The sequence below is a fragment of the Vannielia litorea genome, from assembly GCF_900142295.1.
Taxonomy (GTDB): domain Bacteria; phylum Pseudomonadota; class Alphaproteobacteria; order Rhodobacterales; family Rhodobacteraceae; genus Vannielia; species Vannielia litorea.
The window spans coordinates 384,513-403,132 of record NZ_FSRL01000001.1; the positions used below are offsets into that span (position 1 = coordinate 384,513).

Consider the following 18,620-nt stretch of genomic DNA (forward strand, 5'->3'; position numbering starts at 1 on the left):
TCAGTCGCGGCTAATCCACTGGTTCAGGCGTTTTGAGAGCCCACGGCTAAGCGCCCGGGCAAGTCCCGGCAGGCCGCGCCGTATCAGCGGCTTCACTTCCGCGCCGCTTCCGCCCAGGGTTCTGTCGGCGGCCAGAAGAGCTTCGAGCTGATGATACACGGGGGGACCCAAGATCGTCTTGATCCGACTGAATTTCCGTTTCCGGTTTATAGTTTCTACGTGGCGATGCAGCCGCGGTAGATGCAGGATGCGAGGCGCGGCGAACTGTTCCGTATAAGCCTCGAGCAACTCGATGGTCATGAAATTGTATTCATCCGGCAAGACCCACAACCGCAGATCGGACTCGTAAACGCAGGCACGAAAGACGGGTTGGTCGCGGTCCAGCCCACTCGTCTGCAAAGTGGTGACCACCCTTTCTGCCAGTGCACTCACCCGGGGATCCTTGCAAAAGGCCAAGACACCGGTGTTCAGTTGCGGAAAGGCTGCCGGCAGCGGTTCTGCGAGGTTACTCACTGCCACCTTCGAATTACGTCGGGGCTCATGGGCAGCGGCAAGGTCGAAACGGTCAAGTACGCTGAAGACATCGTTCATCGGAGCGATGCAGAGCACATCCGCATCCAGCAGGATCGTCCTGTCGAACCGGCTGCGCTGCATCGCTTCGAATTTCGGGCGGAACCACGAGTTTTCCAGCGGAATAACCTGCGTGAAGATCTCTGCGGTGACCGGCTGGTCGCAGAACAGGTCTATTGGGTGGTCGGGGTGATGCAGCCGCAGGCTTTCGGCGGCGCGTAAGGCCAGCGGCACGTAGGCCGCACCGCTGACCGCAAAGACGAAGCCCTCTGAAGGCGGCCTCTTTGTATCTGTCGCATGCATCAAGTCAGCCAAGCGAGCTGTCGATCCCCTTGCAGGCCTCCATCAGGCCCTTCACGGCGTCGACCGACTTGTCGAACATCGCCTGCTCGTCCTTGGTGAGCTTGATGTCGACGACCTTCTCGATCCCGCCCGCGCCGATGACCGTGGGCACGCCCACGTACATGTCCTTCACGCCAATCTCGCCGTCGCAATAGGCGGCGCAGGGCAGAACGCGCTTCTGGTCCTTCAGGTAGGCCTCGGCCATCTCGATGGCGCTGGTCGCCGGAGCGTAATAGGCCGAGCCGGTCTTCAGCAGGCCCACGATCTCGGCGCCGCCGTCACGGGTGCGCTGGATGATCGCGTCGAGCTTCTCCTGCGTGGTCCAGCCCATCTCCACGAGGTCGGGCAGCGGGATGCCGGCAACGGTGGAGTAGCGGGCGGAGGGCACCATGGTATCGCCATGGCCGCCAAGCACGAAGGCGGTCACGTCCTTCATGCTGACGCCGAACTCGAGGCTGAGGAAGTGGCGGAAGCGGGCACTGTCGAGCACGCCGGCCATGCCGCAGACCTTGTGGGCGGGCAGGCCCGAAAACTTCTGCAACGCCCAGACCATCGCGTCGAGCGGGTTGGTGATGCAGATCACGAAGGCGTCGGGCGCATGGGCGGCAATGCCCTCGCCGACCGACTTCATGACCTTCAGGTTGATGCCCAGCAGGTCGTCGCGGCTCATGCCCGGCTTGCGCGGCACACCGGCGGTCACGATGCACACATCGGCGCCCGCGATCGCGGCGTAATCGGTGGTGCCCGAAAGCGCGGCGTCAAAACCTTCCGAAGGGCCGGACTCTGCAATATCGAGCGCCTTGCCCTGTGGCACGCCGTCGGCGATGTCGAAGAGGACAACGTCCCCCAGTTCCTTCATCGCGGCGAGATGAGCGAGCGTTCCGCCGATCTGCCCCGAACCGATGAGCGCAATCTTGGGTCTGGCCATTGTTGGTGTCCCTTGAGTGGTGAATTATCGCAGCACGCCTAGCCAATGGCATTGCGGCGTGCAAGGCTGCATTGCAGCGAGAATGCCGCAAACGCAAGCGCGGCCGGCGAGGAAAGGGCAGGGGATGCAAGGAGTTGGCGGCCATGTGGCCTGATCCCTGGGTCATGGCCGTGGCGGTGCCCGCGGTGATCTTTGCCGGTGTGTCCAAGGGCGGCTTCGGCTCCGGCGCGGCCTTTGCCGCAGCCCCGATTCTCGCCCTGGCGATCGACCCGCGCATGGCCGTGGGGCTGATGCTCCCTCTCCTGATGCTGATCGACGTCTTCACCCTCAGGAGCTTCTGGAAGCAGTGGCACGGCCCCTCGGCCCTCGCGCTCTGCCTCGGCTCCCTGCCGGGCATCGGCCTTGCCATCTGGCTCTTCCAGGTTGCCAACGCCGATACCTTCCGGCTCCTCATCGGCGCGATCGCCATTGCCTTCGTCATCTACCAGCTCGCACGTAGCCGGGGCTGGCTGAAGATCCCCGACAGGCCCTACGACCCGGTGGCGGGCGGCATTGCGGGTGCGGTGGCGGGCTTTACCAGCTTCATCAGCCATGCCGGCGGGCCGCCGGTGGCTGCCTTCCTGCTCGCGCAGGGCATGGGCAAGACGACCTACCAGGCGACGAGCGTCATCGTCTTCTGGGCGATCAACCTGCTCAAGTTCATCCCCTACGCGGCCCTGGGCATCTTCACCCGCGAGACCATCGTGCTCGACCTCTGGCTCGCGCCGGCCGCGATACTCGGCGCCTGGCTGGGCGTGAAGGCGCATCACGTCGTGCCCGAAAGGCCCTTCTTTGCGCTCACCTATGTTCTGCTCCTGCTGACCGGGGGCAAGCTGATCTGGGATGCGCTGACCTGAAGCAGCGCATCCGCGCGGTCTGCCCCGGTGTCAGGCGTCCTTCTCGCCGGCCGGAATGAGCGTTTCCTCCACCAGTTCAAAGGCCTTGCCCGAGGCCACGAGGCAGGTGATGCCGTTTGGCGCGGTCACCGTCACGGTCCAGGTGCCGCTCTCGAGGTTGGCGAAGGTCTCCACCACCTGGTTGTTGGCCCCCAGCCCGATCGCCTGGCGGCTCTCGCCATACCCGTCTGCAAGGCGGGCCACCACCTTGGCCCGGTCGGCGCAGTTGCGGTTCTGGGCCTCGGCCCCGGATGCGGCAAGGCAGGCAAGGCCCGCCGCGATGAAGAGAAGTTCTTTCATGGTCCAAACCCTTTTTGACAGCATGGCCCCATGTCGGGCGTGCCCGGCTTTGCCGGTGGCATGGGAGGCGCATTCGGCGCCGGTCCTTCACGGTCGGACTGATTTTTGCCGCTTTGCCCGGCAGCCCTGCCAGCCACGGCCCTCCAGTCGCCCGACTCTGCCTGAATGCTGCCGCCGATCGGTGTGCATCTGGTTAACGGCGCGGCGGGTGCCGTAACGGCCGAGTTCCGCGAGTTCGAAAATTGCGTGCTTGCGGGTATTTCCGGAAATCATCTTGCGCGGCGGCGCAGCATTTGTTCTTTCTGCACCTGCAACCGACCGGAGAGAATCAATGCCCGCCACCCGTCCGTATCGCTCGCTGCTCTACATTCCCGGCTCCAAGCCCCGTGCGCTGGAAAAGGCCGCGACCCTGCCCTGCGACGCGATCATCTTCGACCTCGAAGATGCGGTGACGGCCGAGGCCAAGGACGAAGCCCGTGCGCTTCTGGCCGACACGCTCCCGACAGCCGACTACGGCCCCCGCGCCCGCATCGTCCGCGTCAACGGCGCCGACACGCCATGGGGCGCCGCCGATCTCGAGGCCATCTGCCCGGTGGCGCCCGACGCGATCCTGCTGCCCAAGGTCGGCCATGCCGACGAGATCGCGGCGGTCAAGGCCAGGCTGGATGCCGCCGGCGCCAGCGCCACCCGGGTCTGGGCGATGATGGAAACGCCGCTGGGCATCTTCAACGCCCTCTCCATCGCTCAGGCTCCCGGCATGGGAGGCTTCGTGATGGGCACCAACGACCTCGCCAAGGAGCTGAACTGCCGCCCCCGTGCCGACCGTTTGCCGATGATGTTCGCGCTCCAGCACTGCCTCATGGCCGCCCGCGCCGCCGGGATCGTGGCCATCGACGGGGTGTACAATGCCTTCAAGGACGACGACGGCCTGAAGGCCGAGTGCGAGCAGGGCCGTGACCTCGGGTTCGACGGCAAGAGCCTGATCCACCCCGCCCAGCTCGAGATCACCAACGCCGCCTTCGCCCCCTCCGAGAGCGAGATCGACCTCGCTCGTCGCCAGATCGCGGCCTTCGAGGCGGTCGAGGCGAGCGGGCAGGGGGTTGCCGTGGTCGATGGCCGGATCGTGGAGAACCTCCACATCGAAACCGCCCGCGCCACGCTCGCCAGGGCCGAGGCCATTGCGGCCCTGACCGAATGAGGGCAAAGTGAACTTTACGGTTCACTTGTTGAGGATACCCCTATGGCACTCCCGCTCACCCTTCTGATTGCCGGTCTGGCGCTCTGGTGGCTCGCCCACCTCTTCAAGCGCATCGCGCCCGAGCGCCGCGCGGCCATGGGCAACGGCGGGCGCGGGGCCGTGGCGCTGGCGCTCATTGCCTCCATCGTCCTGATGACCTTCGGCATCCGCACCGCCGATGCCTCCCCCGACCTCTGGTATCCGCCCCATTGGCTGCGGCACCTGAACAACCTGCTGGTGCTGATCGCGCTCTATTTCACCTCGCCCGGCCCGTCCAAGGGGGCTCTCTTCTACAAGATGCGCCACCCCATGCTCTTCGGTTTCGCGCTCTGGGCCTTCGCGCACCTTCTGGTCAACGGCGACCTCGCCACCATGATCCTCTTCGGCGGCCTGCTGGCCTGGGCCCTTGCCGAGATGGTCGTCATCAACCGCGCCGAGCCCGAGTGGGCCCCGCCGCCGAAAGGCTCCATCGCCAAGGATGCGATGTTCCTGGCGATCTCCGTCCTCCTCCTCGGCCTCATCGGCTGGATCCACGGCCTCCTCGGCTACCCCGTGTTTGGATAACCCCCAATAGGCACAGCATGAAACTCTATCGCTTTCTCACCGAAGACGACACATCCGCCTTCTGCCACAAGGTCACCGCCGCGCTGAACAAGGGCTGGGTGCTCCACGGCGACCCGCAATACAGCTTCGATGCGTCCAACGGCGTCATGCGCTGCGGCCAGGCCGTGGTGAAGGAGGTCGAGGGCACCTACACGCCCGACACCAGGCTGGGGGAGCACTGATGTCGAAAACCAACGCGGGCCGGTTCTTTGAAGACTACGCACTCGGCGAAGTGATCCGTCACGCCGTGCCGCGCACCCTGGCCGAGGGCGAGCGGGCGCTCTACCACGCGCTCTACCCGGCCCGCCACGCGCTGCACTCCTCCGATGCCTTCGCCGGCGCCTGCGGCCTCGACGGCTCCCCGCTCGACGATCTCATCACCTTTCACGTGGTCTTCGGCAAGACCGTCCCCGACATCTCCCTGAACGCCGTCGCCAATCTCGGATATGCCGAGGGCCGCTGGCTGAAGCCGGTCTATCCCGGCGACACGCTCAGCGCCGAGTCCGAGGTGATCGGGCTGAAGCAAAACTCCAACGGCACGTCGGGCCTTGTCTATGTCCGCACCACCGGGCGCGACCAGACCGGCGAGCCGGTGCTGGACTACGTGCGCTGGGTGATGGTGCGCAAAGGCAATCTCGAGGCCCCCGCACCCGACACCACGATCCCCGATCTCGCTAAGGTCGTGGCGCCGGAGGATCTGGTGATCCCCGATGGCCTCAGCTTTGCCGATTACGACTTCACCGCCGCCGGCGAGCCCCATCGCTGGGGCGACTATGCCAAGGGCGAGGTGATCGACCACGTCGATGGCTCCACGATCGAGGAGGCCGAGCACATGCTGGCCACCCGGCTCTGGCAGAACACCGCCAAGGTGCATTTCGACGCCACCTTCCGCGAAGACGGCAAGCGGCTGATCTACGGCGGCCACGTGATCTCGATGGCTCGCGCGCTCTCCTTCAACGGCCTCGCCAACGCGCAGATGCTGGTGGCGATCAACGGCGGCGCCCATGCCAACCCCTGCTTTGCGGGCGACACGCTGCGCGCCTGGACCGAGGTGCTCGATGCCGCGCCCCTGACCGATGACATCGGCGCCCTCCGCCTGCGCCTCGTGGCCGTGAAGGGGCCAGAAGCCCTTGCCGGAGACCTCAAGGGCGAAGACGGCAGGTATCTGCCCCACGTGCTCCTCGATCTCGATTACTGGGCGCTCATGCCGCGATGAGCCCGCCCGCCCGCTGCGACCTGTGACGACGGAAGGGAGGCTTGCATTTTGTGATCACAAGTCGAAAAACTGTGATCACAACGCCGAAAAAACCTTCTGTTAGCGCCCGAACTGCGGCGCTTTATCATCGGTTTAGCCCGTGACTCGGCGGTTGAAAAATGCAAATGGAAAGACGCAGCACGCCTGCGCGGCCCGTCCGCGTGGCACGCCACCCAATGCGCCGCGCCCCGGCTCCGCCGCCCGGCCCGCGCCCTACAGGAGAGCGTTCATGGCAGATATGAACCGGGACCGCCCGCTTTCGCCCTTCATGATCGGCCCGTATTACCGGCCCCAGATCACCTCGATCTCCTCGATCATGGTGCGCATCACCGGAATCGTGTCCTTCGGCACCGCCTTCCTGGTGGTCTGCTGGCTGCTCGCGGCGGCCTTCTCCGAGCCCGCCTTCGACCGGATCAACTGGCTGATGACCAGCTTCATCGGCGACATCATCATGGTCCTCGCCAGCTGGGCCATCTGGTATCACATGCTCGGTCGGCTTCGGCACGTGATCTGGGACTTCGGCTACTGCCTCGAGGTTCCGATCTCCGAGAAGATGGGCTGGGGCATGTTCATCGGCGCCACCGTGCTGGCGCTCTTCACGGCCATCGTGGTGTAAGGGAGAGACACGATGAAATTCGTCACCGACCGCAAGCGCGCCACCGGCCTCGGCTCCGGCTCCGCAGGCACCCGCCACCACTGGCAGATGATGGCGAGCTCGCTCGCCCTCGTGGTGCTGGTGCCGCTCTTCGTCTTCACCTTCGGCGCCGCGCTGGGCCGTGGCCATGCCGACGTGCAGAGCTTCATCGCCAACCCCTTCGTCGCGCTGGTGCTGGGCATCGGCCTGACCGCCGGGCTGCTGCACTTCAAGATGGAGATCGACGAGGCGGTGGAGGACTACGTTCACGGGGTCAAGGGCAAGCTCACGCTGATCGCCGTCAGCGCCGCCACCTGGGTGCTGATCGCCGCCGGCCTGCTGGCGCTGCTGAAGCTGGCGCTCTGAGCCGCGCCGCCCCCAAGACCTGACGGAAGGCCCCGTCGCAACGCCGGCCTTCCCCCACGACCAGAGAGACGCGAGAGCGCCCAGGCCAGACGCAAGGGACGAACGAGACCATGGCAGCTTACGAATACGAGACGCATACCTATGACGTGGTGGTTGTGGGCGCCGGGGGCTCCGGCCTCCGGGCGACCCTCGGCATGGCCGAGCAGGGGCTGAAGACGGCCTGCGTCACCAAGGTCTTCCCGACCCGCTCGCACACCGTCGCAGCCCAGGGCGGCATCGCGGCCTCGCTCTCCAACATGGGCCCCGACCACTGGCAGTGGCACATGTATGATACCGTGAAGGGCTCCGACTGGCTGGGCGACACCGACGCGATGGAATATCTCGCCCGCGAGGCGCCCAAGGCGGTCTACGAGCTGGAGCACTACGGCGTGCCCTTTTCCCGCACCGAGGAAGGCAAGATCTACCAGCGCCCCTTCGGCGGCCACACCACCGAGTTCGGCGAGGGCCCGCCCGTGCAGCGCACCTGCGCCGCCGCCGACCGCACCGGCCACGCCATCCTGCACACGCTCTATGGCCAGTCGCTCAAGCACAACGCCGAGTTCTACATCGAGTATTTCGCCATCGACCTGATCATGGGCGAGGACGGCGCCTGCCAGGGCGTGGTCTGCTGGAAGCTCGATGACGGCACGATCCACGTCTTCCGCGCCAAGATGGTTGTGCTGGCGACCGGCGGTTATGGCCGCGCCTACTTTTCCGCCACCTCCGCCCACACCTGCACCGGCGACGGCGGCGGCATGGCCGCCCGCGCGGGCCTGCCGCTGCAAGACATGGAGTTCGTCCAGTTCCACCCCACCGGCATCTACGGCTCGGGCTGCCTGATCACCGAGGGCGCGCGCGGCGAGGGCGGATATCTCACCAACTCCGAGGGCGAGCGCTTCATGGAGCGCTACGCGCCCACCTACAAGGATCTCGCTTCGCGCGACGTGGTCAGCCGCTGCATGACCATGGAAATCCGTGAGGGCAGGGGCGTCGGCAAGGAGAAGGACCACATCTTCCTCCACCTCAACCACCTGCCGCCCGAGACCCTGGCCGAGCGCCTGCCCGGCATCTCCGAGAGCGCCCGCATCTTTGCCGGGGTGGACCTGACCAAGGAGCCGATCCCGGTGCTGCCGACCGTGCACTACAACATGGGCGGCATCCCCACGAACTACTGGGGCGAGGTGCTGAAGCCCACCGCCGACAACCCCGACGCCATCGCACCCGGCCTGATGGCCGTCGGCGAGGCCGGCTGCGCCAGCGTTCATGGCGCCAACCGGCTTGGGTCCAACAGCCTGATCGACCTCGTGGTCTTCGGCCGCGCCGCCGCGATCAAGGCGGCAGAGGTGGTGGACCCGAAATCGGCCAACCCCGACCTCAACAAGGCCTCCGTCGAGGCCGCGCTCGACCGCTTCGACAAGCTGCGCAATGCCTCGGGCTCGATCCCCACTGCCGAGCTGCGCGACGAGATGCAGCGCACCATGCAGGCCGACGCGGCGGTGTTCCGCACCGACAAGACCCTGGCCGAGGGCGTGGAGAAGATGAAGGCCGTTGCCGCCAAGATGGATGACATCAAGGTGACCGACCGCTCGCTGATCTGGAACTCCGACCTGATGGAAACCCTCGAGCTGACCAACCTCATGCCCAACGCGCTCGCCACCATCGTCGGCGCCGAGGCCCGCAAGGAAAGCCGCGGCGCCCACGCCCACGAGGATTACCCCGACCGCGACGACGAGAACTGGCGCAAGCACTCTCTCGCCGCCGTCGAGGGCAACCAGGTGACCCTCACCTATCGCCCCGTCCACCTCGACCCGCTGTCGACAGAGGCCGAAGGCGGCATCGACCTGAAGAAGATCGCGCCCAAGGCGCGGGTGTACTGAGACCCGTGCCACGGCGCACAGCCATATCCCGGTGGGCGGCATGATCACCGCCAACCTCGCCACCTACCCGCCGCGCGAGAGCAACCTCGCGCAGGTGGTGCAGGCCATCCTGCCGCAGGTCGACCGGCTGAACATCGTGCTCAACCAGTATGAGGCCCCTCTGCCTGCCTTCGAGGGCGAGGAGAAGATCGCCCAGATCATCCCCGACGAAGACCAGAAGGACGTTGGCAAGTTCTACCCCGATGTTTCGGGCGCCGATTGGGTCTTCATGATCGACGACGACATGATCTACCCTGTGGATTTCGTGGCAAAGTCCATCGCCTCGATGGAGGCGATCGGGCCGGGAAAGTTCCTCGGCGGCTACCACGGCTCGCTCTACTACGAGCCGCAGGTCTCCCTCTCGCCCGCGAAGCTGCTGAAGTACCTGCGCTACAAACCGGTGAACATCGCCGACTACCGCAAGCCCTTCCGCTTCTACGAACCGCTCGAAAAGCCCACGGTCGTGGATCAGATCGCCACCAACGCGGCGGTGATGCGCGGCGCGGATTTTCCGCCCCACGCCTTCATGGCCGGAAGCCAGAAGTTCGTCGACGTCCGCCTCGCCCGCTGGTGCTTCGAGAACTCCATCACCCCCGTCTGCCTGCCACGCCCCGCCGACTGGCTCGGCGAGGTGCGGTTCGACGAGACCATCTTCCGCGGCTTCACCCGCCAGAACCCGCCCCACGTCGCCGAGGAGATCTGGAGCTACGCGCTCAAGGTGCCCGGCCGGGGCGCCCCCGTCGGGGAGGGCCGCTGATGCCCCGCCTGATGTGCTTCGCCACCCACCACAAGTCCGGCACCGTCTGGACCCGTCGCACGATCCAGGCCCTGGGTCATGCCTTCGGGCTCGACTGGCATGGCATCTGGCGAGACGAGGCGATGCAGAAGCTGCCCGAGGAGGGCCGCGCCTTTCTGGTCAACTGGGCCGGGTGGTTTCCTGCCGACCTCTGGGCGCGCGACGACGTGGCCTTTGTCCACATCATCCGCGATCCGCGCGATATCCTGCTTTCGGGCTGCGTCTACCACCATTTCGCCGGCCAGCAGGGCGAGAAGTGGCTGCACCTGCCCCGCACGGATCTGGGCGGAAAGTCCTACCAGGAGCACCTGAAGGCGCTCGAAGGCGACGAGGCCAAGCTGCTCTTCGAGATGGAGGGCAAGCACCGCGAGACGGTGGAGGAAATGCGCAACTGGCCCTGGGGCGACGCGCGCATCTTCGAGCTGCGCTACGAAGACCTGATGCAGGACCGGGATTGCGCGCTCTTCGGCCAGGCCCTCGCCCATCTCGGCCTCGAGGGCGAGGAGCTCGAAACCGGCAAGCGCCTGTTCTGGGAGCAATCCCTCTTCGGCGGCATGGCCAAGATGGACGACCGCCCCCGCCACCTCATGGGCCACGTGTCGAGCGAAGGGGCGCTCAGGCGCTGGGAAACCGAGTTGCCGCGCGCCGTGGCCGAGGTTTACGCTGACCGCCACGGGGCAGACCTCGTGGCGCTGGGCTACGAGACAGACGCCACCGGCTGGCTCGACAGGCTGCGAGAGCCCGAGCCGCGCAATGAACGTGTTTCGAGGGGGAATGGACGATGATGGGTCGGATTGCTGCAATCGTGATCACCGGGGCCGTGCTGGCAGGTTGCACCGAGCGCGGCGGGCTGCGCGGCGAGATCCCCTTTCCCGAGGGCTACGCGCTGATGCCCGGCGACCGCGAGCGCTGGGCCGCGATGAATGACGCCGAGCGCCGCCGCGCGCTGGCCTTCATCTCCACCGGCGCCACCATCCAGAGCTCGATGGAGGCCGAATGAGCCTCCGCGCCGCCCCACTCCTCCTGCTGCTCCTCGCCGCCTGCGACGTGAACCCGGCCGACCTGGTCGCGCGGCAGGCCGCCAAGAGCGTCGTCCGCCCGATCGTGGTGGAAAAGCTGCCCGGCGTGCCGCCCGACCTGGTCACCGAATGCCTGATCGACAACATGTCGGCCGCCGAGATCTCCACCATCGCGCAGGAAGCCGCCACCGGCATCTCGCCCCGCTCGACCGAAATCGTCGTCGCCACCGCCCAGCGGCCGAAAGCCATCGAATGCATCACGCGGGAAGGTCTCCCGCTGATATTGAACGGATAGGAGCCTGACCCATGGTTCAACTCACCCTGCCCAAGAACTCCCGCATCACCACCGGCAAGACCTGGCCCAAGCCCGAAGGGGCGACCAACCTCCGCAAGTTCCAGATCTACCGCTACGATCCGGACTCGGGCAAAAATCCGAGCGTCGACACATATTTCATCGACATGGACGCCTGCGGCCCGATGGTTCTGGACGCGCTCATCAAGATCAAGAACGAGATCGACCCCACGCTCACCTTCCGCCGCTCCTGCCGCGAGGGCATCTGCGGCTCCTGCGCCATGAACATCGACGGCATCAACACGCTGGCCTGCATCTACGGCATGGACGAGATCAAGGGCGACGTGAAGATCTACCCGCTGCCCCACATGCCGGTGGTGAAAGACCTGATCCCCGACCTGACGCTGTTCTACGCCCAGCACGCCTCGATCATGCCCTGGCTCGAAACCAAGACCCAGCGTCCCGAGAAGGAGTGGAAGCAGAGCATCGAAGACCGCAAGAAGCTCGATGGCCTCTACGAATGCGTGATGTGCGCCTCCTGCTCCACCGCCTGCCCGAGCTACTGGTGGAACTCCGATCGCTACCTCGGCCCGGCCGCGCTGCTCCACGCCTATCGCTGGATCATCGACAGCCGCGACGAGGCCACCGGCGAGCGGCTCGACGACCTCGAAGACCCGTTCAAGCTCTACCGCTGCCACACCATTATGAACTGCGCCAAGACCTGCCCCAAGGGGCTGAACCCGGCCAAGGCCATCGCGCATATCAAGCAGATGATGGTCGAACGGGTCGTCTGACCGGGTGATCCTCTGGCTCCTCGCCAGCGCCGCGCTGATCTGGCTCGCCTGTGCGGCGGGCTGGCTCTGGCTCAGCGCCGGCCTGCGCGGGGAGGGCCTGCGCGGCAGGGCAGGGCGCATCGCGGTTCAGCTCTCGGGCTTCGCGCTGTTGGCCGGCGTGCTCGGCGGCAGCCCCCTTGTCGCCCTTGCCGGTGCCGCCTTTCCGCCCACGGCACTTCTGCTGCTCGACCGCATCCTGCGCGCGCCGGAGCTGGCCTCCGCCCTCCTGCCCTGGGCGCTCGGCGGCGCACTGGCCGGGGGGCTGCTCTCCGGGCTGTTCCTGTGGTGGCGCGGTGCCCGCACCACCTGGGCGCTCGGCCTCTCGCTCCTCGCGGGCACCCTCGCCATGACCGTCTCGGGTGAGGTCATCAGCCGCCGGGCCATGTGCAGCGCGGCCGCAGATCACGGCGCCACCACCGTGCTGCGCAACAGCTTTTCATGGAGCCTCCGCCACCCGCGCCGCGCCTTCAATTTCGAGGTGCACGGCCTCACGCGGCACGACGAGGTCACCCGGATCTGGAGCTACCGCAGCGTGTCCTGGCACGCCCTGCCCGAGACCATCGCGCGCAACATCGACGTGCCGCCGCACCGTCTCCCCTGCCCATAGCGGGGTTAGCGGGCCAGCGCCTCCTCGCGCGAAAACGGCTGACGGCCCCGGAACTCGGCAGGCACCAGCGCATCCACTGCATCGCCCGCGGCCTTCCACCGCCATCCGCGCCAGTCATGGGTAAAGATGAAGTCCTCGCGCTCGATCTCGGTCGTGGTGCGCTCCAGCTTGTCGAGCACGCCGGGGTGCGTCGGCGAGGCCACCGCGATGGTGAAGGCCACCTGGCAGTTGAAGGCCTCTTCGGTCAGCCGTTTGCACGCCCCGCGAAACCCGCTGTAGGTCACGCAGATCTCCACCTCGGGAAACTTCCGCAGGTTGGAGCGAAAGCCGGAGGGGCAGTCGTTCGTCGGGTACTGCTTGTTCAGCGCGTTCAGAAACCCGCTCTTCAGGTCGCCGGACTCGGGCTCCGGACTGATGAGCCTGGCCGTTGCATAGGCCTGAACCACCTTGTCCGGGCCTGTATCGTCCGGGATCGCTGCAGGGTGCAAAAAAATTGCGGAGAGGACGGAACCAAGTGCGGGCAGAAGCATTGTACCTCCGTTGACTGCCATTCGGGTATTGGGTCGTGCGTGCTCGATCCAACCCTAAACTGCGCCCTTCGCTCCTGTCATCCCCTTGTTACCTTTAATTCTCGTGACTGCCCGCCGATTGCGCGGCCCGTTGCGGCTCTGCCCTTTCGCTGGGCGCGGGACATCGCTTAGACTGGTCTCGAGCAGTCACAATTCCCCGAGCAGCCCATGAGCACGCCCCCCTCCGGCGGTCCCGCCGCGCCCGACCATGCAAAAGCCGCCCGCGCCGTGGCGCCGGTTATCTGCTACCCCACCAGCACGCTGCCCCAGCCCGACCTCGCCCTCTACACTCGCGCCCGCGCCGCCGCGCGCAAGACCGGAGAAGAGCAGGTGCCCCCGCGCGAGGCCCGTTGCATCCCGGTTCGGGCAGGGCAGTTCTTGCGAATCTCCTGTCCCGAGGGGGCGCAGGTGGGCGATCTCAACCTGTGGAACCTCGCAAACCTCTCCGAGCGCTTCTACTCCGGAAAGACCCGCGCCTTGCACGGCACACATCTTTCCGTGGGCGACCGCATGTGGTCGAGCTTCCCGCATCTGCGCCCGCTCGCCACCGTCACCGCCGACAGTCTGGCCTGGTATGGCACCGATTCCTTCGGCGGACGGGTGCATGACGTGATCGGCACCCGCTGCGACCCCTACACCCACCACCTGCTCTCCGGGCAGGACTACCACCACTGCTGCCACTCCAACCTCACCCGCGCTCTCGCGGACTGGACGGGGCAGGGGGCGGAGGCCGCGGAGCCGCTGGTGCACGATGTGCTCAACGTCTTCATGTGCACCGGCTTCACCGCCGACACCGGGCAATATTTCATGAAGGCCACCCCCGCGCGGGCCGGCGACTACATCGAGCTCTTCGCCGAGATCGACTTGCTCGCCGGCCTCTCCGCCTGCCCGGGCGGCGATTGCGGCGCCGAGCACAGCTCCGACGTGGCGCAATGCCATCCGCTGCTCTGCGAGGTCTTCGCGCCGCCGGCTGCCGCGCTGGAAGGATGGCAGAGCCCGCCGGTCAACGGCTACGACCGCAGCCACGGGCTGTGAAGCCCGCTGCCGTTCCGTAGGGCTGCGGGGTGGGTCAAACCCACCCTCAGCAATACCGCTCCACGCCGATCGTCTGGCTGTCGGAGTAGCGGTCGCCATGTGCAAAACCCACCGGCAGGATCTTTTCGATCTCGATGTAATCCTCGGTGGTCAGCGCCATGTCGGCGGCATCCACCCATTCCTTGAGGTGCGCCCCCGTCCGCGTGCCGGGGATCGGGATCAGGTGGTCGCCCCTGCCCAGCACCCAGGCCATCGCCAGCTTCGCGGTCGGCACGCCGCGGCTCCTGGCGTAGTCGCGGAAACGATCGAGCGCCTGCTGGTTGTAGCTCCGGTTCGGCTCCTGCCAGCGCGGATTGGCCCTGCGAAAGTCGGCCTCGCCCATCTTCGCCGGATCGGGGACCGTGTCGCTCAGCTCGCCCCGCGCCAGCGGGCTGAACGGCACGAAGGCCACGCCCAGCTCGGCACAGGTCTGGATCACCCCCAGCTCCGGCTGCCGCGACCAGAGCGAATATTCGTTCTGCACCGCCATCACCGGCTTCACCGCATGGGCGCGCCGGATGGTGGAGGGGGCCACCTCGCTCAGCCCGTAGCCGCCGATCAGCCCCTCTTCCATGAGCCGGGCCATGGTCTCGGCCAGCTCCTCCACGGGGCGCTCCTGCTCGCGCCGGTGCGCGTAGAACAGGCCCACGCTATCCACGCCGAGCCGCTTCAGGCTCTGCTCCAGCTCGCTGCGCAGATGGTCCTCGTCATTGCGAAAATGGCGCTGCGGCTTGGGCACGATCGAGGCCTTGGTGGCGATCACCGGCTTCGCGTCGGTGCCCTTCAGCCATGCTCCGATCGCACTTTCCGACCGGCCCATGCCGTAGATGTTGGCGGTATCCAGAAAGTCGATCCCGGCTTCCCAGGCCGTATCCAGGCAGGCCACCGAGGTTTCCAGGTCGGTGTCCCCGAAAAATCCGGCAAAGGACATGCAGCCCAGACCGATGGCAGATACCTCCGGCCCCCCGGCGCCGAGTTTGCGTTTCTTCATATGCTTGTTCCTTTATTGCGAGAACGCCGCTTCCAGCGCGATTTCGACCATGTCGCCAAAACTCTTTTCGCGTTGGTCGCTGGGTAGCGCTTCATGGGTTTTCAGGTGATCGGAAACGGTGAGAACGGCAAGCGCTCTGCAACCGTAGCGGGCGGCGAGCGTATAAAGCTCCGCCGCTTCCATTTCCACGGCCAGAATTCCGTGCCGTTCCATCTGCGCGTTCAAATCGGGCCGTTCATCGTAAAAAACGTCGGACGAATATATGCCGCCAACATGGATATTGACGTTTCTCCTTTCGGCCGCCACTGCCGCGGCCTTTATCAGAGACCAATCGGCGGTGGGCGCAAAATTCAGCTCCCGGAAAATACCGCGCGACGGCGTCGAAAGCGTGCTCGCCGTCATCGCCAGCACCACGTCGCGCACCGCAACGGAGTCCTGCATCGCGCCGCAGGAGCCGATGCGGATCAGCGTCTTCGCGCCGTAATCCCGGATCAGCTCATTCACGTAGATGGACAGCGAGGGCATCCCCATGCCGCTGCCCTGGATCGTCACCGGATGGCCGCGCCAGGTGCCGGTGAAGCCCAGCATCCCGCGCACTTCGTTGACGAGTCGGGGATTGTCGAGAAAGGTCTCCGCCGCCCAGCGGGCGCGGTAGGGGTCGCCGGGGAGAAGGACCGTCTCTGCGATCTCTCCCTTCTCGGCGCCGATATGCACGGTCATGCGCTGTCCCTCGGTCTGTTGCGGGGCGGCGCTTCTGGCCGCCCCGCACAGAAGATGGCTCAGATCGTGAAATCCTCAAGCGACTTTCCGGCGTTGAGTCCGTCCTTGATCCAGGCCGGCTGACGCCCGCGCCCTGTCCAGGTCTGGCTCTTGTCGGCCGGATTGGCGTATTTCGGCGCCCCTTTCGGCCCGCTTGCCTTTTTGGCGCCGGGCTTGCGGCCCCGTTTCGGCGTGGCGCCGGTCAATTCGTCGAGCGAAAAACCATGCGCCCGCGCTGCCTTTTCGGCGGCGACCATCGCGGCTTTCTTGTCTTCCTCGGCGGCCTTTTCCAGGGCCTTGTCGACATCTGCCTTGAGCTTTTCCAGCTCCTTGCGGCTCATGCCCTTTAGACTGATAGCCATTTCAATTCCTTCTTTGGGGGTTCCGTTGGTGAGTGTTTGCACGAACAAAAATGCGCCCGACCAATAAGAACGCGGCTTCGCGCCCGTGGATTGTATTGAAATCTATTGAAAATGCAAAGAGCTTGAGACTCCGGCGCAAATTCGCATCGGAGTCTCAATTCTTCAGCCGGTCCGGCGGCTTCAGGCGGCGGCTTCGCGCGGCTCGGCCAGGGCCACGATATCCATCATGATCCGGTTCAGCTCGAAATCCTTGGGCGTATAAACCTGCGAAACGCCCATCTCCTTGAGTGCATTCGCGTCTTCATCGGGGATGATCCCGCCGACGATGAGCGGAATATGCGCAAGCCCCTCCGCGTGCATCCGCTCCAATGTGTCGGCAATGAGTGGCAAATGACTGCCCGACAGGATCGAAAGACCCACAACATGCACCTCCTCCCGCCGTGCCGCCGCCACGATCTCTTCGGGCGTGAGCCGGATTCCCTCGTAGGAAATCTCCATGCCGCAGTCCCGGGCCCGGCAGGCGATCTGCTCGGCGCCGTTGGAGTGGCCGTCGAGTCCCGGCTTGCCGACCAGGAATTTCAGCCGCCGTCCCAGCCGGTCCGACACGAGGTCCACCGCCTCGCGGATGTGTTCGAGCCCCTCGGTCCGGTTCGAGGGCGCCCGCGCCACGCCGGTCGGCCCGCGATACTCCCCGAAGACGGCGCGCATCGCACCGGCCCATTCGCCCGTGGTCGCGCCCGCCTTCGCGGCGGCGATCGAGGGCTCCATCACGTTCTCGCCCGCCTGCGCCGCTGCTTTCAGTGCCGCGAGCGCCGCCGACACCGCCGCCGCGTCGCGCTCCGCGCGCCAGGCTTGCAGCCGGGCGATCTGGTCGGCCTCCACCGCCGGGTCCACCGTCATGATGCCGCCGTCCGAGCCCATCAGCGGCGAGGGCTCGGCCTCGGTCCAGCGGTTCACGCCCACCACCACCGTCTCGCCCGATTCCACCCGGCCAAGCCGCTCGGCATTGCTCTCCACCAGCCGCGCCTTCATGTAGTCGATGGCGGCAATCGCGCCGCCCATCCCGTCGAGCTGCGCCAACTCGGCCCGCGCGCCCTCTTTCAGCGCCTCCACCCTGGCCTCCACCGCCGGGTTGCCGTCAAAGAGGTCGCCGTATTCCAGCAGGTCGGTCTCATAGGCCATGATCTGCTGCATCCGGAGCGACCATTGCTGATCCCAGGGCCGCGGCAGCCCCAGCGCCTCGTTCCACGCCGGCAGCTGCACCGCCCTTGCCCGCGCCTTCCTGGAGAGCGTCACCGCCAGCATCTCGATGAGAATACGATACACGTTGTTTTCCGGCTGTTGCTCCGTCAGCCCGAGGCTGTTCACCTGCACCCCGTAGCGGAAGCGCCGCATCTTGGGGTCTTCCACGCCGTAGCGCTCCTGGCAGATCTCGTCCCAGAGGTCCACGAAGGCGCGCATCTTGCACATCTCGGTCACAAACCGGATGCCCGCGTTCACGAAAAAGCTGATCCGTCCCACCAGCACCGGAAAGTCCTCCTCCGGCACCTGGCCCTTCAGCGCATCCAGCACCGCGATCGCCGTGGCCAGCGCAAAGGACAGTTCCTGCTCCGGCGTCGCGCCTGCCTCCTGCAAGTGGTAGGAGCACACGTTCATCGGGTTCCACCTGGGCACGTTGGTGTAGCAATAGGCGGCCACGTCGGTGATGAGCTTCAGCGAGGGTTTCGGCGGGCAAACATAGGTGCCGCGGCTCAGGTATTCCTTGATGATGTCGTTCTGCACCGTGCCCTGGAGCTTCGACACATCCGCGCCCTGTTCCTCGGCCACGGCGATGTAGAGCGCCAGCAGCCAGGGCGCGGTCGCGTTGATCGTCATCGAGGTGTTCATCTGCTCCAGCGGAATGTCGGCAAACAGCGCCCGCATGTCGCCCAGGTGCGCCACCGGCACACCCACCTTGCCCACCTCGCCCTTGGAGCGCGGATCGTCGCTGTCGTAGCCGGTCTGGGTCGGCAGGTCGAAAGCCACCGAAAGGCCGGTCTGACCCTTGGCCAGGTTGGCCCGATAGAGGGCGTTCGAGGCGGCAGCAGTGGAGTGCCCGGCATAGGTGCGAAAGAGCCAGGGGCGGTCTTTATTCTGCGTCTGCGACATGGCGAGGCTCCGATTCATCGAGTGAGCAAGATTATTCCGTTGTGG

At 66.1% G+C, this 18,620-nt stretch carries 23 protein-coding genes; 15 read left to right on the forward strand and 8 right to left on the reverse strand.

The window, feature by feature from the left end; all coding sequences use genetic code 11:
- Both BUR94_RS01920 and mdh read right to left on the reverse strand, forming a co-directional pair.
- On the reverse strand, positions 1 to 885 hold the full coding sequence (locus BUR94_RS01920; protein WP_139301199.1) for a glycosyltransferase family protein: 885 nt from the start codon (positions 883 to 885) through the stop codon (positions 1 to 3).
- The gene (gene mdh / locus BUR94_RS01925) at positions 878 to 1,840 is read right to left on the reverse strand and encodes a malate dehydrogenase (RefSeq protein ID WP_074254581.1); all 963 of its coding nucleotides are present in this window, start codon (positions 1,838 to 1,840) and stop codon (positions 878 to 880) included. The genes BUR94_RS01920 and mdh overlap by 8 nt, the downstream gene beginning before the upstream one ends.
- Positions 1,841 to 1,983: 143 nt before the next feature.
- Here mdh and BUR94_RS01930 point away from each other — a divergent pair, with 143 nt between their 5' ends.
- A complete protein-coding gene (locus BUR94_RS01930; RefSeq protein ID WP_074254582.1) occupies positions 1,984 to 2,736 on the forward strand; it encodes a sulfite exporter TauE/SafE family protein in 753 nt (250 codons plus the stop codon).
- A gap of 30 nt (positions 2,737 to 2,766) precedes the next feature.
- On the opposite strand, the gene BUR94_RS01935 is transcribed toward BUR94_RS01930, so the two are convergent.
- Positions 2,767 to 3,075: a hypothetical protein gene (locus BUR94_RS01935; protein ID WP_074254583.1), complete on the reverse strand. Its 309-nt coding sequence runs from the start codon at positions 3,073 to 3,075 to the stop codon at positions 2,767 to 2,769.
- 331 nt (positions 3,076 to 3,406) lie between these two features.
- Between BUR94_RS01935 and BUR94_RS01940 the strand changes: the two genes are divergently transcribed.
- The 13 genes from BUR94_RS01940 to BUR94_RS02000 all read left to right on the forward strand — a co-directional run bounded on the left by BUR94_RS01940 (position 3,407) and on the right by BUR94_RS02000 (position 12,672).
- A complete protein-coding gene (locus BUR94_RS01940) occupies positions 3,407 to 4,273 on the forward strand; it encodes an HpcH/HpaI aldolase/citrate lyase family protein (protein ID WP_074254584.1) in 867 nt (288 codons plus the stop codon).
- A 42-nt stretch (positions 4,274 to 4,315) separates the two neighbouring features.
- Complete coding sequence (locus tag BUR94_RS01945) at positions 4,316 to 4,876, forward strand: NnrU family protein (protein ID WP_074254585.1); 561 nt, start codon at positions 4,316 to 4,318, stop codon at positions 4,874 to 4,876.
- Between the two features lie 17 nt (positions 4,877 to 4,893).
- The gene (locus BUR94_RS01950; RefSeq protein WP_074254586.1) at positions 4,894 to 5,097 is read left to right on the forward strand and encodes a DUF1737 domain-containing protein; all 204 of its coding nucleotides are present in this window, start codon (positions 4,894 to 4,896) and stop codon (positions 5,095 to 5,097) included.
- Positions 5,097 to 6,131 carry a MaoC family dehydratase gene (locus BUR94_RS01955; RefSeq protein WP_074254587.1) on the forward strand — a complete coding sequence of 345 codons (1,035 nt, stop codon included), beginning with the start codon at positions 5,097 to 5,099 and terminating at the stop codon, positions 6,129 to 6,131. Before BUR94_RS01950 ends, BUR94_RS01955 begins: the two co-directional genes overlap by 1 nt.
- Before the next feature lie 268 nt (positions 6,132 to 6,399).
- A complete protein-coding gene (sdhC, locus tag BUR94_RS01960) occupies positions 6,400 to 6,786 on the forward strand; it encodes a succinate dehydrogenase, cytochrome b556 subunit (RefSeq protein ID WP_074254588.1) in 387 nt (128 codons plus the stop codon).
- Positions 6,787 to 6,798: 12 nt separating this feature from the next.
- Entirely contained in the window at positions 6,799 to 7,170 is a 372-nt protein-coding gene (sdhD, locus tag BUR94_RS01965; protein ID WP_074254589.1) for a succinate dehydrogenase, hydrophobic membrane anchor protein, read from the forward strand.
- A 110-nt stretch (positions 7,171 to 7,280) separates the two neighbouring features.
- Positions 7,281 to 9,086 carry a succinate dehydrogenase flavoprotein subunit gene (gene sdhA / locus BUR94_RS01970; protein WP_074254590.1) on the forward strand — a complete coding sequence of 602 codons (1,806 nt, stop codon included), beginning with the start codon at positions 7,281 to 7,283 and terminating at the stop codon, positions 9,084 to 9,086.
- 40 nt (positions 9,087 to 9,126) lie between these two features.
- Positions 9,127 to 9,882, forward strand: coding sequence for a hypothetical protein (locus BUR94_RS01975; protein WP_139301200.1), 756 nt, complete (start codon positions 9,127 to 9,129; stop codon positions 9,880 to 9,882).
- Entirely contained in the window at positions 9,882 to 10,706 is an 825-nt protein-coding gene (locus BUR94_RS01980; protein WP_074254592.1) for a sulfotransferase family protein, read from the forward strand. Before BUR94_RS01975 ends, BUR94_RS01980 begins: the two co-directional genes overlap by 1 nt.
- Positions 10,703 to 10,921, forward strand: coding sequence for a hypothetical protein (locus BUR94_RS01985; RefSeq protein ID WP_074254593.1), 219 nt, complete (start codon positions 10,703 to 10,705; stop codon positions 10,919 to 10,921). Before BUR94_RS01980 ends, BUR94_RS01985 begins: the two co-directional genes overlap by 4 nt.
- Positions 10,918 to 11,235: a hypothetical protein gene (locus BUR94_RS01990; protein ID WP_074254594.1), complete on the forward strand. Its 318-nt coding sequence runs from the start codon at positions 10,918 to 10,920 to the stop codon at positions 11,233 to 11,235. The genes BUR94_RS01985 and BUR94_RS01990 overlap by 4 nt, the downstream gene beginning before the upstream one ends.
- 11 nt (positions 11,236 to 11,246) lie before the next feature.
- Positions 11,247 to 12,026 (forward strand): succinate dehydrogenase iron-sulfur subunit, encoded by a 780-nt coding sequence (locus BUR94_RS01995; RefSeq protein ID WP_074254595.1) that lies wholly within the window; start codon positions 11,247 to 11,249, stop codon positions 12,024 to 12,026.
- Positions 12,027 to 12,030: 4 nt separating this feature from the next.
- Entirely contained in the window at positions 12,031 to 12,672 is a 642-nt protein-coding gene (locus BUR94_RS02000; protein WP_074254596.1) for a hypothetical protein, read from the forward strand.
- A 5-nt stretch (positions 12,673 to 12,677) separates the two neighbouring features.
- Here BUR94_RS02000 and BUR94_RS02005 read toward each other — a convergent pair whose 3' ends face one another.
- Complete coding sequence (locus BUR94_RS02005; protein ID WP_139301201.1) at positions 12,678 to 13,118, reverse strand: hypothetical protein; 441 nt, start codon at positions 13,116 to 13,118, stop codon at positions 12,678 to 12,680.
- A gap of 291 nt (positions 13,119 to 13,409) precedes the next feature.
- Here BUR94_RS02005 and BUR94_RS02010 point away from each other — a divergent pair, with 291 nt between their 5' ends.
- The gene (locus BUR94_RS02010) at positions 13,410 to 14,276 is read left to right on the forward strand and encodes an urea carboxylase-associated family protein (RefSeq protein ID WP_074254598.1); all 867 of its coding nucleotides are present in this window, start codon (positions 13,410 to 13,412) and stop codon (positions 14,274 to 14,276) included.
- Between the two features lie 46 nt (positions 14,277 to 14,322).
- Here BUR94_RS02010 and BUR94_RS02015 read toward each other — a convergent pair whose 3' ends face one another.
- The 4 genes from BUR94_RS02015 to BUR94_RS02030 form a co-directional block, all read right to left on the reverse strand.
- Positions 14,323 to 15,306 (reverse strand): aldo/keto reductase, encoded by a 984-nt coding sequence (locus tag BUR94_RS02015; RefSeq protein ID WP_074254599.1) that lies wholly within the window; start codon positions 15,304 to 15,306, stop codon positions 14,323 to 14,325.
- Between the two features lie 12 nt (positions 15,307 to 15,318).
- Positions 15,319 to 16,026: a purine-nucleoside phosphorylase gene (gene deoD, locus BUR94_RS02020; RefSeq protein ID WP_074254600.1), complete on the reverse strand. Its 708-nt coding sequence runs from the start codon at positions 16,024 to 16,026 to the stop codon at positions 15,319 to 15,321.
- Positions 16,027 to 16,085: 59 nt separating this feature from the next.
- A complete protein-coding gene (locus BUR94_RS02025) occupies positions 16,086 to 16,469 on the reverse strand; it encodes an H-NS histone family protein (protein ID WP_342745193.1) in 384 nt (127 codons plus the stop codon).
- Positions 16,470 to 16,607: 138 nt separating this feature from the next.
- Complete coding sequence (locus BUR94_RS02030) at positions 16,608 to 18,575, reverse strand: protein meaA (RefSeq protein ID WP_074254602.1); 1,968 nt, start codon at positions 18,573 to 18,575, stop codon at positions 16,608 to 16,610.
- Positions 18,576 to 18,620: the final 45 nt, after the last annotated feature.